This is a genomic window from Mycobacterium sp. (assembly GCF_036490025.1).
Taxonomy (GTDB): Bacteria; Actinomycetota; Actinomycetes; order Mycobacteriales; family Mycobacteriaceae; genus Mycobacterium.
On sequence record NZ_DASXEP010000007.1, the window covers coordinates 1 to 13,729 of the forward strand.

Below are 13,729 nucleotides of genomic sequence, written 5' to 3' on the forward strand. Positions count from 1 at the left end.
GTCGCTGATCGTGAATTGGTCGGTGGCGGCGCCCTCGTCGAGGAGCTTTCGAAGTGGCGTGGCGAGCTGCGCGTCCTTGGCGGCCATCAGGGTTCCTAGTCGTCCGGCGGCTCCCGCGAAGGAGAGCAGCCCGGCGCATACTCCGGGATGCCCCCCGAGGAACCCTACGAGCGCGGTTATCGCTGAGCGCAGCTGGACGACTGGTGACCCGGTGAGTGTGACGGCGAGCTCGATTGTCTTGGCGGCGACGCGCAGGTGCTCTTCCAGTAGGAACGCGACCAGGTCGTCGCGGCCCGAGAAGTGGTAGTAGAGCGTTGCGCGAGCTGAGCCGATCAGTGTCGCGATGTCCTCCAACCGAAGTGCCGGATCTGGGCGTAGCACCTCCTCGCTCGCACTGACCAGTCGCTGGACCAGCTTGGACGGTGGCCTCCTCATGCGGCCAATCATAGTCCTTGATCTCGATCAGAGTCGAGATTACAGTCTGTACTGCGATCCAGAATACTTGACGCAGCCTCCGCGACTACGCCGCACGAAAACGTTGAGCACCCAAGCAAGCCGATTTGGCGTGACTCAACGTAGTCGAACGATCGCTTGCGAGACAGATGCCGGGGAGGGTTGAGAGTGAGTTCTGAGACTCTCATATGTCGTCCCCGAGACGCCGCAGAACCGCCGCTCGGCGGGTCGGGCGAGGTTGGGCCGCCATGCCGGCCCGCGTTGGGGGCGCTGTCAGACTGAGGGCATCTCGCGCAACGCCATCCGACATGTAGCAGCGCTAGTCGGTTTCTCACCTTTATGGCGGATCCGCCATTTCTAAGTAACGAAGTTGAGAATTCCGCCATGTTGGATGAGAACCTACAGCTCGAGTAGGTTGTCATCCTGCGTGGCGGACGTCAGTCGCTCTACCTGCGCTTTTGCGGAATTCTCATTAAGATGGCGGGCGAGTTTTTCTCATCGTCGTGGCGAATCCTAGAACCCTACGGTGGCCCCGCGGTTAAAAGCAATGTTCCTACAACAGGTTTGATCGTTATTCGTCGTTATCCACCAAGTGGCAGCGCGCGGGCGGCACTCCTCCCTGACTATGCCGTGACTCCGGGCTGTCGGGGCGGCGCGAAGGTGCATCTGCCACCGGGGGTGAAGTTGTGGCGCCAAGCCGCCCCAGCCGACGCCGCCTTGCCATCCCAACACCAGACTTGGACGCGGGGAGTTCAATGGTGTCGACTTTCAGATCTGGATTTTATGCCGCATAGCGCGTTCAAGTAGGCCTGCGCAACTTGAACTGATTGCTAAGCACCCTTACTGGGTGATCCTTGGAGGAAAGCAACTTAGTCAGGCCGGCTTTGCAAAATTGGTGAAGATTCTGACAGTGCGACATCGCTGCGCGTCAGTAGCCTCGCGTCGACGGGCATGCTTGCTCACTGGTGAATACCGATGGCCAATCGCGAACTTGGCCCAAACCGGTCGAGTTGCACCGCGGTAGCGGAGCGCTCAACGTTCAACCAGCCCGGCCTGGCGTGTCGCACGAAACGCGCTGCACCACAAGAGGGAAGAACTGATTTGTCTTCTGTTCATGAGCTGGCTTTATTCGATGTCCAGCACGACAGCCGTCAGGCGGTCATAAACCACGGCGCCTTTGCAGCCGCGACCGATCACCGGCTCGACGCGACTGCGTCGATCACGCACGTGCCGCAGTTTTTGCTCGGACACGACATATTGATGCAGCAGTTGAGCCTTCTTCAAGGATGGGAGCAACGGCGACGGTGGATGTACAACCGCAAGGTAGACGAGCCGCGGTTAACCCACGAGTACCGAGAGCTGACCGCCGCCCCGCCGCTTCTCACCGAAATCGCCGGTGTGCTCAGCGATTATTGCAATGTGCCCTATGACGGGATCTGGATGAATTGGTATCGCGATAATCGCGATAGCACCGCGTGGCATGCCGACCGTCCAGCGAATCTGCCTGTGACCGCGGTCGTCCCGGTCCTCAGTCTGGGAGCGACACGCCGCTTCCTCATCCGACCGAACGGCGGCGGGCGCAGCACCGTCTTCGTTCCCGCCGGCGGCGACTTGATCATCATGCGGGGCCGCTGCCAACGCGACTGGCAGCACTGTGTACCGAAACAACAGGCACCGACCGGGCCGCGGATGAGCCTGAACTACACCAGTGCAGCCCAGGCGATCACATGAACCGTCATCGGCAAAACCCCGCTGCACAGCTTCGCCAAAGCCGTCGCAGCCCGTGCTTTGGGAGTCCGTCCCGCAGGACCGAATCTTGCGAGCGCGAAGCCGTGGCCAATGAAAGGAAGATGCTCCGGTGACAGGAGACATTTGGGTGTCTGATGATCCCTTGGCTGGTCAACCGTCTCTCGGGGAAAGTCAGCTGCGGACTTTACGCCGATACGGGTCTGAGCAGGCAATGGCCGCCGCAGACGTGCTCTTCGCCGATGGTGACTGCACCTATGACTTGATCGTGGTGCTCGAAGGCTGTGTTGATGTTGTCGAGCAATACGGAAGGCCTGATTGCGACGTCATCGTGACCTACGGCCGTTTGGAGTTCGTGGGCGAAATGGGCCTGCTCACTGGGCAGCGCGTGTTTTTGACCGGGGTGGCGGCTGCACCGGGGAGGGTATTGCGGATACCGGTCGAGCAGGTCCGGGTGATCATGGCTGAAGAACCAGATCTTTCCGAGTTGATCTTGCGATCATTTTTGTTCCGCCGCGCACTTCTGACGAGCCGGGGGGTGGGGCTGACATTGGTGGGTTCGCGATTGTGCGCAGGCACCCGTCGGCTCTTGGAAGTGCTGGCGCGAAATCGGCTGTCATCACGGTGGCTGGAGCTAGAACGCTCCGCAGAGGCTGAGGCGCTCCTGCAGACACTGCAGGTGCGTGTCAGTGACCTGCCCATCGTTTTGGTGCCGGGTCATCGGCTGCTGCGTAACCCGTCGAATCGGGAGTTGTTGGGCGCGCTGGGTTTAGCGACCGGCGCCGAGGGACGCTATGACGAGGCGTCGGTCTGCGACTTGCTGGTTGTTGGTGGGGGCCCGGGTGGGTTGGCGGCTGCCGTCTATGGAGCCTCGGAGGGATTGACCACTACCCTAGCGGAGGACACCGCGCTGGGCGGGCAGGCGGGAACATCGTCGCGGATCGAGAATTACCTTGGCTTTCCGGCGGGTTTGTCCGGAGAGGAACTGGCTGCACGCGGGGCATTGCAGGCTCAGAAGTTCGGCGCCCGGATCAAACTCGCGGCACGCGCTGTCGGGCTGTGCAGCCGAGATGGTGTGCACCAGGTGAGGTTTGACGACGGCGAGACGATCGCGGCCAAAGCCGTCATCATCGCTACGGGAGCGCGATATAACCGGTTGCCGTTGGAGCGGCTGAGCCAATTCGAGGGCGCCGGGGTTTTCTATGCCGCAACTCAGATGGAAGCGCAATCATGCGGCGGCCGTCCCGCGGTGATTGTGGGAGGGGGCAATTCGGCCGGCCAAGCCGCAATGTTTTTGGCGCGCAGCTGCTCGCGGGTACATGTCGTGATCCGCGGCAACAGCCTGGCCAGCTCAATGTCGCGATACCTCGTCGACCAAATCGAACGTCACCCGATCATCGAGGTGCTCACCCACACCGACGTTGTCCGGCTGATCGGCGATGACACGTTGTCAGGAGTGCAAGTGCGCCACAACGTCATCGGGAGGTCGTCGGTGCTGCAAGCCGGTGGATTGTTCGTGTTCATCGGCGCCAAGCCGGCCACCGACTGGCTCGAGGGCCAGCTCGCAGTGGACCATCACGGCTTCGTGCTCACCGGGCCCGACCTCCCGCTCGACATTCAAGATGCGCGAGCCCAGCCGCCGTTATTGTTGGAAACCTCTCGGCCGGGAATCTTCTGCATCGGCGATGTGCGCAGCGGTTCGATCAAGCGGACAGCGACCGCGATCGGGGAAGGCTCGATGGCGGTGCGGCTCGTGTTTGACCGGCTGCAGACCACTGGCCTCGCCGTGGCTGCTCCGCCCACCGTTGACGCGGCGAGCTGAGCAATGGCCGGAGATAACATGATTGACCCGCCAGTACTGCCGACAGGGACGGAATGCGGGGAATGTTTGGCCGCACAGGGATGGTGGTTTCACCTGCGCCGCTGTGCCGCGTGCGGGCACATCGGCTGTTGTGACTCCTCACCTTCCCGACACGCCCGTCAGCATGCCGCGGTCACCGGACATCGCATCATGTGCAGTTTCGAGCCCGGCGAAACGTGGTTTTGGGATTTCGTGACCGAGCAAGTGGTGAGCGGGCCGCCGTTGGCCCCGCCGCGCCATCGCCCGCCGGGCCAACCGGCTCCAGGTCCTGCCGGGCGAGTACCGAAAGACTGGCGACGGCGGCTTCACTGAGCCCGCGGTTGCCTTAATCAGAGAGTCAGGCGGGTTGGCCCAAGCCAGAGACGTTGCCGTGCTGTTGGGCGAGCTCGACTGCACGTTTGCATGCCTTTTCGAAGTCACCGGCAGGGTCTGCGGTCAGGATCGAGGGCTGGAAGCGCAATTCGTCCATCGCTGTGACGCCGGCCTGATTAAGCCAATCGCGCAGGTAGGTGGATTGGTGATCTATCCCGAACGGCGGGGCGACACCGGGTGCGTACACACCGGAGGTGAGGGCCAAAGTTGCGTGTTTGTTTTTCAGCAGCCCGTAATAGCCCTTTTGTGGGTCAAGCCCCCATAGCAGCCCTGGCTGATGGATTAGATCGACGTAATGCTTGAGCCGGTACGGGATTCCGGAGTTCCACATCGGCGTGGCGATGAGATAGCGGTCCGCGGCGATGAAGCGGTTGGCGATCGCGACGACCTCATCCCATGCGGTGCGTTGTGGCCCGTCAGGTTGTTGGCCGGCTATGACTTTCATTTTCGCGGCCGCCTTATCGCCATCGAACGCAGGTAACTCTTCCTCCCACACGTCGATGGTGTCCACAACGAGGTCTGGGTTGCTTGACCGCAGCGCGGTTAGATACACCTCGGCGAGTTGAATCGACTGCGACTCGGCTTTGCGGGGTGAGGCTTTCAGGTACAGCAACGTAGTCGTGTTCACGTCAAACTCCTTTGAGGCGAATCGATTCGGATATGTGGGCTGGTCGGGCATACCTAAGCTAAGTTTGCGACCGGTGGTGACAATGCTTGTCTGGCCTGTTCTTCCAGTGCGGTCATCGCCTGCAGGTAGGAGATGGGCCCCCAGCTGATGCGTGCCACCCCCAGCTCGGTGAGCCGCTCGATTGAGGGAACGCCGTCCATGATCATCACATTGACTGGCAGCGCGACGCCTTCACAGATCTCACCGATCAGCGCCTCCTCCTGTAAGCCTGGGATGAAAAAGCCCGAAGCTCCGGCGTCGGCGTAGGCCTTCGATCGCTCTATGGCCTCAGTGATGGACCCGGCGGGAACCCTGCCTTGCCCGAGGAACAAATCCGTCCGGGCATTGATGAACAGGTCGATGCGTCGTTGATGAGCGGCGGTGTGGATAGCCGCGATACGCGAGGCGTGCCGCTCCATGTCGTACAGCCCTGTCCCTTGGACGACTCGGTCCTCGAAGTTGATGCCGATCACGCCCAAATCGATGAGGCGGCCGGCATTCTCGGCTAGTTCACCGTTGTCTTCGCTGTAGCCGCCCTCGAAATCGACGCTGACTGGCACGTCCACCGCCGCCGCGATGCGTGCCACGATCTGTTCGGCGAACTCCAGGGGAATGTCTTGCCCGTCGCGGTATCCGTGGGCTTCAGCCACTGACCAGCTGCTGGTTGCGATCGCCGCCGCGCCGGCGGCGGCGATGGCTTTGGCGCTGCCGGCATCCCACGCGTTGTATAGCAGCAGCGGCGCCCCGCGCTTGCCGTGAAGCTCCGCGAACCGCGCGGCCTTTTCAGACTGATTCATCACGTGTCCTCCTCAACGATGCGATCGGATTGTCTGCAACGAGACCTCACCCCTGTGTCGCCGGCCTGATAAGCGAGGCTTGACGCCAGAGCGTGAGAATATGCCGCGTCAGACATGTTGTTGTGCCGCAATGTCATACACCGGATAGTCGGTGTAACCGTGCGCGTCGAACGTGTAGAAGGTGTTGCGAGCGTAGTCGTTGAGCGGCACGCCCAACGCGATGCGCTGCGGCAAGTCTGGATTGGAGATGAACCACCTCGCGAACCCGATCAGATCGGCGTCGCCTCTGACGATGGCTTCTTCTGCGGTAGCGGGCTCGAAGCCCCCGGTGGCGATGATCGGCCCATCAAAGAGCTTCCTGAGCGCTTGTGCGGCGACTGGGCCTTGCCCCTCGGCGATGAGCTCGAATCCTCGCACGCGCGGCTCGATCACGTGCAGATAGGCCAGCCCGTATTCGTTAAGCCGTGCAGCGACATGGTTGAACAGCGCGTGCGGGTTGCTGTCGCCCATGGCGTGGAAGGTGTTGCTCGGAGCGATGCGTACCGCGACACGGTCGGCTCCCCACACTGAAATCGTGGCCTCAACGACTTCGGTGAGCAGTCGGACGCGGTTTTCGATCGAGCCGCCGTAGCCGTCGGTGCGGTGGTTGCTGATGTCCTGCAGGAATTCGTCGAGCAAATAGCCGTACGCCGAGTGCAGCTCGACGCCGTCGAATCCGGCGGTCTTGGCGTTGTTGGCCGCGATGCGATACTCGTCGATGACTCCGGGGATTTCAGCGACGTTCAATGCTCGATGCGGGGAGGGCGGTACTAGGCCGTCTGGGGTCGACACGAGGTTGGCCGGACTGGCCGGATTGATCCAAAACTCGGGGTCCACCGAGGGCGCCACCGGCGTCTCACCGCTGGTCGTCACGTGCGAGAGTCGACCGGCATGCCACAGCTGCGCGAACATGAAGCTGCCTTTGGCATGGACGGCGTCGGTGACCCGCTGCCATCCGCTCACCTGGTCGGCAGTCCACAGTCCCGGTGATCCCTTGCCGCCGTGTCCCCGGTGCGAGACCGCGGTACCTTCGGCGATGATCAGTCCGCCCTCGGAGCTGCGTTGCGTGTAGTACTCGACTTGCAGATCGCTGGGCACATTGCTGGGCCAGTGTGACCGCTGACGAGTCATCGGTGCCATCACGACGCGATGTTTGAGCGTCGTCGGCCCGATCTGCGTGGGCGTGAACAACTTCTTGGTTCCGTTGGTGCTCATCCTTGACTCCTGTGCGCATTTACGTTGTCTGAGACGCCGGCGCCGCGATCACCGTTGTGCGGCAGGCGTGTTCAGGCAAAGGTGGCCATAGACGCGATGTGATTAAAGGGCTTAACCGTGGTGGGCAGGTTATTGCGCGACGAGGTGTGCGCGGAGCAGTTGGTTGAAGGTCTCCGGCCGCTCTTCGGGAAAAAAGATCCGTGCGCCGGGTATCTCCACTGGGGATTTGGCTCCCGGAATTGCATCGGCCAGCCAATAAGCCCACTCCACGGGGAAGTAGACATCGTCGGTGGCCCAGGCGATTAGCGTGGGCGCACGCAGCTGACGCAGCTGGGGTTCGATCGCCACGGTGTGGCGATTGTCGAATGCCGCCAAGAAGCGCTCTAGGTCACGTGTGCGTTGAGCGGTGCGCACAAACGGCTGCAAGTACGTGTTGATGTCGTCATCGGAGACGGTCTCGGGCCGCTCGTAAGCCGGTCCCAGCGCATCCGGCGAGCGGTAGACCGCCTTATCAGACAGCATCGCGTTGAGCGTGTTGGCGAGCTCGCCGGCGGCGGCCATCTTCATGAACGGCTTAAACCCCTCCGGTGGCCAGTTGTCGTGCGTGTCGCAGTTGGTCAGCGTCAACGTTCGCACTCGGTCAGTGTTAGTCGCGGCGAAGATTTGAGCGATTCCGCCGCCGCTGTCATTGCCAATCACATCGACCTGATCGACGCCTAAGGCGTCGAGTAACTCGGTGAGCATCCCGGCGTTCGCCGTCACCGAAACGTCTTGCGCAGGATCGATTTCGGTATCACCGTGTGCCAGCAAGTCCACCGCGATGCAGCGCCGCACGTCAGCCAGCCCCGCCAGCTGGTATCGCCACAGATGGCTGTTCAGCAGCACACCGTGGACGAACAACGCCACCGCGCCCGAACCTGCTTCGGCGTAGCTGATACGCCCCGACGCTAACTGGACACTATGCCTGCCCGGTGCGCTATCCGTGTGCATGCCGCCGCTCATAACCACCCCTACTCTCGCGATACGCCCAGGACGCTACGCCCCGCAGGATCACCGATCTGTCAAAATCTTTAGCAATCTCAAATCCACTGACCCGAAACCGAATTCCCGCCTAAGGCGGGACTTGCGGGCACGCCACCGGCGTTGTCCAAGACGCTCCGCGGCGGCACAGATAACCGCCTCACGACATGTCATAGCCCGTCAGCGGGCCGCTGGCCAACCCTGTACCAGGACGCGGCGTCAGCCCAAGAAATGCCGCGCCGTTCCCTGACGCCGCGGCATGAAACATCGCACCTACCGTTCGCACGCGTTTCCCACACAGCATCGGATCGAGGAATAATTGATCAGCGGCCAGCGCTCTTTTGTTGGCGGACGCTAGTGAACGCGATACAGGAGACCGGGCTGATGATGGACAAATCACCACCGCAGCGGTCTGCGAGCATCCAGGGTCGCAGAACGCAGCAACCCGACCTGGCCGAGTTCGAAGCCCACCAACTTCTCGCCACCGACTCCCTGACGGTCTGGGACGTCGTCTGCCCGGGTACGTGCCGTCAAGAAAGTGCCGAAGAGGCTGCCGACACCACCCATCTGGTGTTCCCCTACCAGGGGGTCTATGTACAGCACATCGGGCGCTCGTTGTCAGTCGCCGAACCCAATGCAGTGGTTGTCATCAACGATGACGAGCCTTATCGCGTCAGCCATCCAGTAGAAGGCGGCGATTCATGCCTGTCGATCTGGGTAGACACCGAAACCCTATTGGAACTAGCGCCGAGCGACTACCTGCGCGCGCCCGGGCGGGCTACCTTCAACCGACCCCGACTGCCAATCGATCCTCAGACCCAGTCACTGGCGGCGCTGCTTCGCCACAAGCTCAACAACGAGAGTTTCGAACGTCTCGACGTCGAGACCCTGACACTGACACTGCTTCGCCGCACCCTCGGAGAACGTAGTTCACCCACCGCTCGCAGCAGCGTTGGACGGCAGAAATTGGTCGATCTGGCTAAACTCGTCGTCTCGTCGGACCTGGGTCGCCGGTGGACGCTCGCCGAGATCGCCGCGCACATCGCGGTCTCGCCGGTCTACCTCACGCATGTATTTCAACAGGTCGAGGGAACACCGCTCTACCGCTACCAACTGCAGTTACGCCTGGCTCGAGCCCTAGACCTGCTCAAAGACTATGAAAATGTCACCGATCTGGCATTTGACCTCGGTTTTTCTAGCCACAGCCACTTCAGTGCCGCATTCAAGCAGACCTACGGCCAGACACCGTCGGCTTTTCGCCAAGCCGCCAGGATTTGACGCCGGCCACCACAACGCCGATTTGAGTGTGCACCTACTTGACACCCAGTGCTGCGCCTGCCCGATTCCCTCGAGCTGAACCGACGTAACCACGAGACCCTCGATCCCCCACGCGGACATCATCGATAGCAATGCCGCGTCTCGCTTCCTCACCGGATCGCTTAAGAATCTGATAGCCGCGCCAGAGCTGAAACCCGTAACGTAGGCACCGACTCGATCGGGTTGGAGCGCGCGGGACACGATGGCTACACACACCAAATCGGGCGGCATCGGCCAACACAGAGCGCCGGCGGCTCACGCGAGACTACGCGGCTCCCTAAATCGAGCGTTAGTCGTCAACACATTGCCGAGTTATTTTCAACTATGTATCGAGGAGCGCCCCGCCATGTCCGAACTACTTGTCATCGCACGACTTAACATCACCGCGGGCCAAGAAGGGGCGGTCTCGGCTGCGCTACCAAAATTCATCGACGCGGCTCGATCCGAACCGGGCAACATCATGTTCGAGGGATACCGCAGTTTGGATAATCCGCTCAATTACTTGCTAATAGAGCGCTTCGCTTCACGAGCGGCGTTCGACGAGCACCTTACGGCCCCGCACTATCAAGAAATGGCACTGAACTACATCGTCCCAAGGCTCGATAACCGGACGATCGAAGAGTTCGAAGTCATCTCCCGTGGGACCGGATGACGGCCCTCCCCAAGGGATTCCAAACGAACACCGAGCGGCAAGAGCCGTCAGTCGACTACGAGAGAGGAAGAAAGAAGATCATGATGGCTGCTACGGCCGCCGAAGCGGGAAGTGTAGGTTCTCATGCCTCGTGGCGGATCTCAATTTCCCTACCTGCGTTTTTGCAGAATTCTCATCATGATGGCGGACGTGTTTTTCTCATCTTCGTGGCGGATCCTAGAACCGTACGGTCGTTCAGTTCAGAGGCTCGCACAGATGGGACAGGGTTCGAAGTGCAGCGGTCCGGAGCCATCGTTACGTGTTGAAGAGGCCCAGCTCGAGAGTGTGCGCGATCTGGGTGATCGCGGCCTGAGCGCGCACGCTGTTGCCGGCCTGGTCCAGCGGCGGTGAATACGCGGCGATCGCCAGTTTGCCTGGTGACACTGCGACGAGGCCGCCTCCGACACCGCTCTTAGCGGGCAGCCCGACGGTGTAAGCCCAGTCGCCGGAGGCGGTGTACAGACCTTCCATCGCCATCAAGGCCAACACAGGTGCCACGTTGGCTTTCGCGATGACGCGTTCGGCGGTGACGGGGTTGACACCCCCGTTGGCCAGGGTCGCGCCCATGATGGCGAGGTCGACGGTGGTGACCAGCGTCGAGCACTGCAGGGTGTAGATATCAACGGCCTCCATCGAGTCGCTGTACATGTATCCGCCGCAGCGCAGCAGCCACGCGATCGCGCGGTTTTGAAAGTTGGTGGCGGGTTCGGAGTCGGCGATCTGTTCGCTGACCCTGATCGGGCGACCGGCGAAATTGCTTTGGATCTCGAGGATCTGGCGCCAGCGGTCGCCGGCGTCGGTAGCCGAGACCAGGCTGGTTGCTGTCATCGCGCCTGCGTTGACCATCGGCGACATCGGCTTGTTGTTATGAAGTTCCAGTGCCAGAACTGAATTGAACGCCTCGCCACTCGGGTCAGCGCCCACCTTGCGGTGAAAGGCCCGCGGGCCTACCTGCTCCATCGCGAGCGCGGCGGTGAATACCTTCGAGATCGACTCCAGCGCGAATTCAGATTCGGCTTCGCCAGCCGAAAAGGTTTGACCGTCCGTGGTTGCCACGCAGATCCCGAACAGTTGTGGGTCGACCTCAGCCAGGGCTGGTATGTAGCCGGCGTTCTTGCCGCCGCGTTTGTTCTTGCACTTCATGTGTGCGGCGTTGACCGCTCGAGCGATCCGGTCGGCGTGGATTGGTGTACTGGCCAAGGGAGTCAATTCTCCTTCACCGCAGTATGTTCAGCTGCAGCCGTGGTCACCACGTGATGGATGAAACCAAGCTTAGCGACGACGTGCGGGAAGATGGTGAACGGGTACAGGTCGTCGCGACCCATCGAGTTATTCACCCGGTTGAGCACCCCGACAACACCAGCCAGTCAGCCATGATGTCCTCGATGGCACAGTCCGCATAAGACACACGAGCATTAACATCGCGGGCCAGGTCCCACTTCACCCGATCGGCTTGGACGACAAGACCTGAATCAGCAATCGTGGCAAGGGTTCCGGTGATGTGCAAATAGTGGGCCCAGGTTTCGGCGAAGTCTTCCCACGGATGAGCGGTGGCGTACTCAGAGATGAAGTCGTGTTGCCACTCGGCCGGCGCCACGCCCTCGTAGTGTCGCTGCAGTGCGGCCTGGTAATCCTGCCGATCGTCGCCGAACATCGCCCGGGCATCGTCGATGAGCGGGGTGTTCTGCACGAGCAGCACCTCGTAGTAATGGCCGACCTCGTGGCGGAAGTGACCCAGCATCGTGCGATAGGGCTCATGCAGCTTGATGCGCACACACTCTCTGTATAACTCCAGCGACTCGGCCAGGTCGATGGTGATCACGCCGTTCGAGTGACCTATCGTCACCGGTCGCCCCAGCGTCTTGCTCGACAGCAGGTCGAACGCCAGTCCTTGGGGGTCGGCGTAGTAAGGGTGGACCGGCAGGCCGAGGTCGATCAGCTCGAAGATCAACCGCCGCAGCTCCTTTAGCGTCGAATCGAGTTCGGCCATCGCGTCGGTGTCATCGGGCGCGGGTCCCTCGCGCACGAAACTGTCGGCGTAGCAGCAGCCGGATGCGGAGTCGTCGGCGGTTAACCAGTTGCAGCCCTGCTCCCAGTGTGCGCAGCGAACCCAGCCACGGCCGTACACGGTCAGCGTTTGCGACGGTAGGCACACGATCCTGCCGCGACGGGAGGTGGTAACCGACCGTGACGGCACACGTCGGGCACTGCTGCGCCTCGAATGGCACCGCTTGCCCGCAGTTGGGGCACCTGAAGGCGCGCACGGTCAGAGGCCGCCGGCGTTGGAAGCGATCGCCGTCATAAGACCTCCTCGGTAAAGAAACCTGATGTGAGAGCCAGTTGGCGTGGGACTTATTGACCAGCGGTCTCTGCAATCTTGCGTTAGCCGCCGGACCGCCAATCCCACACGCTCATGTCGCCCTGCGGATAGTCCGCGCAAGTCTCTGTCGCTTTCGCGACGACTCCTTTGTTGTTGAAGAAGATCTTGGCCCAGTTTCCCCAGTGTGTGGCGACCTGCTCGTAGTAGATGTTGTTGGCGGTGTCCTCGGAGTATTGTCGCCTGCCTGCCGGGTCTAGTGAGAAAAACCAGTGGATGCGGTCTACCGCAGCTTGCTGCACTTCGGTTGGGCGGTGGCTTTTGTCGAGCATGTAGCGGTCGAAGTACGCCGGACTCGTGTCGCGCCGCTGCCAAGTACTGCTCGGCGTCGCAAGATGTGGCGATGATGCGGCGAGGGATGGGGAAATCGTCGGTTGAATCAGCACTCGCGACCGGAGTGCTTGAAGTCGCAGCCAGTACGACAACTGCCATCAACGGAATCAGCGGCGCGGCGACCCGGTCAGCTCGTGGTGCCACCGAACCTCCATCGTTAAGACTCGTAACTTGTAATTCTGCAGGGAATTTGTTAGTCGAAGTCGTCGCCTCCCTAGCCGGTTAAGCACCGAAAGCCGTGACTTCTGTCTTGTCACAGCACCTTTCGGAAGAGATCGTCTTTGCGAGGTGGTTGCGGTGCGACAGCTCCGCTGCCTCGGCGGGCCGGCCGTTGCGGGATCAGGCGCGGCCACCAGAAGAAGGGGCCGAGAAGTCGGGCGAGCGCAGGGGTGATCAATGACCGCACGATCAGGGTGTCGAGCAGCAGGCCGATGCCGACCGTTGAGCCGAACATGCCGACGGATGTGAGATCGCTGGACACCATGGCCATCATCGTGACGGCAAACACGATTCCCGCGGTGGTCACGACCCGACCGGATTTCGTCACCGCTCGGATGAGGCCGGTGTTGAGGCCCGCATCGCTTTCATGGAGATAGCGGGAAACGAGCAGAAGGTTGTAGTCCGACCCGACGGCCACCAGGAGGATGAAGCAGAAGACGATGTTCCACCACGCCAGTGGGATGCCGAGCAGGTTTTGCCAGATCAGCACGGACATTCCGAACGCCCCGGAAAAGGAGAACGCCACTGTCCCAACGATTACCAGGGCCGCGATGATGGCTCTGGTGATGAACAGCATGACCAGGAAGATCAACGAGAACGCTGCGGTCGCCGCGATCAGCAA

Annotated in this window: 14 protein-coding genes and 2 pseudogenes; 5 read left to right on the forward strand and 11 right to left on the reverse strand. The window is 61.4% G+C overall.

Translation table 11 applies throughout. The features are described 5' to 3' along the window. A partial coding sequence (locus tag VGG53_RS00735; protein WP_331516036.1) for a TetR/AcrR family transcriptional regulator occupies positions 1 to 435 on the reverse strand: 435 nt, incomplete at its 3' end. A gap of 993 nt (positions 436 to 1,428) precedes the next feature. Here VGG53_RS00735 and VGG53_RS00740 point away from each other — a divergent pair. The 3 genes from VGG53_RS00740 (at position 1,429) to VGG53_RS00750 (ending at position 4,372) form a co-directional block, all read left to right on the forward strand. Next, complete coding sequence (locus VGG53_RS00740) at positions 1,429 to 2,184, forward strand: alpha-ketoglutarate-dependent dioxygenase AlkB (RefSeq protein WP_331516037.1); 756 nt, start codon at positions 1,429 to 1,431, stop codon at positions 2,182 to 2,184. A gap of 229 nt (positions 2,185 to 2,413) precedes the next feature. Beyond that, a complete protein-coding gene (locus VGG53_RS00745; RefSeq protein ID WP_331516038.1) occupies positions 2,414 to 4,021 on the forward strand; it encodes an FAD-dependent oxidoreductase in 1,608 nt (535 codons plus the stop codon). 3 nt (positions 4,022 to 4,024) lie between these two features. Further along, positions 4,025 to 4,372, forward strand: coding sequence for a UBP-type zinc finger domain-containing protein (locus VGG53_RS00750; RefSeq protein ID WP_331516039.1), 348 nt, complete (start codon positions 4,025 to 4,027; stop codon positions 4,370 to 4,372). Between the two features lie 25 nt (positions 4,373 to 4,397). Here the strand turns inward: VGG53_RS00750 and VGG53_RS00755 are convergent, their stop codons facing one another. From VGG53_RS00755 to VGG53_RS00775, 5 genes are all read right to left on the reverse strand, one after another. Further along, positions 4,398 to 5,111, reverse strand: a complete 714-nt coding sequence (locus VGG53_RS00755) for an FMN-dependent NADH-azoreductase (protein WP_331516040.1) — start codon at positions 5,109 to 5,111, stop codon at positions 4,398 to 4,400. A 2-nt stretch (positions 5,112 to 5,113) separates the two neighbouring features. Beyond that, positions 5,114 to 5,896, reverse strand: a complete 783-nt coding sequence (locus VGG53_RS00760) for an isocitrate lyase/phosphoenolpyruvate mutase family protein (RefSeq protein ID WP_331516041.1) — start codon at positions 5,894 to 5,896, stop codon at positions 5,114 to 5,116. Between the two features lie 108 nt (positions 5,897 to 6,004). After that, positions 6,005 to 7,150, reverse strand: a complete 1,146-nt coding sequence (locus tag VGG53_RS00765; protein ID WP_331516042.1) for an alkene reductase — start codon at positions 7,148 to 7,150, stop codon at positions 6,005 to 6,007. Between the two features lie 129 nt (positions 7,151 to 7,279). Next, positions 7,280 to 8,140: an alpha/beta hydrolase gene (locus tag VGG53_RS00770; protein WP_331516043.1), complete on the reverse strand. Its 861-nt coding sequence runs from the start codon at positions 8,138 to 8,140 to the stop codon at positions 7,280 to 7,282. A gap of 426 nt (positions 8,141 to 8,566) precedes the next feature. Further along, positions 8,567 to 8,737, reverse strand: coding sequence for a hypothetical protein (locus VGG53_RS00775; protein ID WP_331516044.1), 171 nt, complete (start codon positions 8,735 to 8,737; stop codon positions 8,567 to 8,569). A 3-nt stretch (positions 8,738 to 8,740) separates the two neighbouring features. Here VGG53_RS00775 and VGG53_RS00780 point away from each other — a divergent pair, with 3 nt between their 5' ends. Together VGG53_RS00780 and VGG53_RS00785 are read left to right on the forward strand one after the other, a co-directional pair. Next, the gene (locus tag VGG53_RS00780) at positions 8,741 to 9,448 is read left to right on the forward strand and encodes a helix-turn-helix transcriptional regulator (protein ID WP_331516046.1); all 708 of its coding nucleotides are present in this window, start codon (positions 8,741 to 8,743) and stop codon (positions 9,446 to 9,448) included. Between the two features lie 385 nt (positions 9,449 to 9,833). Further along, entirely contained in the window at positions 9,834 to 10,139 is a 306-nt protein-coding gene (locus tag VGG53_RS00785) for a putative quinol monooxygenase (protein WP_331516047.1), read from the forward strand. 294 nt (positions 10,140 to 10,433) lie between these two features. Here VGG53_RS00785 and glsA read toward each other — a convergent pair whose 3' ends face one another. From glsA to VGG53_RS00810, 5 genes and pseudogenes are all read right to left on the reverse strand, one after another. Then, positions 10,434 to 11,378, reverse strand: coding sequence for a glutaminase A (gene glsA / locus VGG53_RS00790; protein ID WP_331516048.1), 945 nt, complete (start codon positions 11,376 to 11,378; stop codon positions 10,434 to 10,436). 5 nt (positions 11,379 to 11,383) lie between these two features. Next, positions 11,384 to 12,168: pseudogene (locus VGG53_RS00795) on the reverse strand (putative zinc-binding metallopeptidase). 10 nt (positions 12,169 to 12,178) lie between these two features. Then, complete coding sequence (locus VGG53_RS23945) at positions 12,179 to 12,442, reverse strand: zinc-ribbon domain-containing protein (protein ID WP_331516049.1); 264 nt, start codon at positions 12,440 to 12,442, stop codon at positions 12,179 to 12,181. A gap of 118 nt (positions 12,443 to 12,560) precedes the next feature. Next, positions 12,561 to 12,987: pseudogene (locus VGG53_RS00805) on the reverse strand (DUF5078 domain-containing protein). Positions 12,988 to 13,141: 154 nt separating this feature from the next. After that, positions 13,142 to 13,729, reverse strand: a 588-nt coding sequence (locus tag VGG53_RS00810; protein WP_331516050.1) for an MMPL family transporter, incomplete at its 5' end; no start/stop codon positions are given.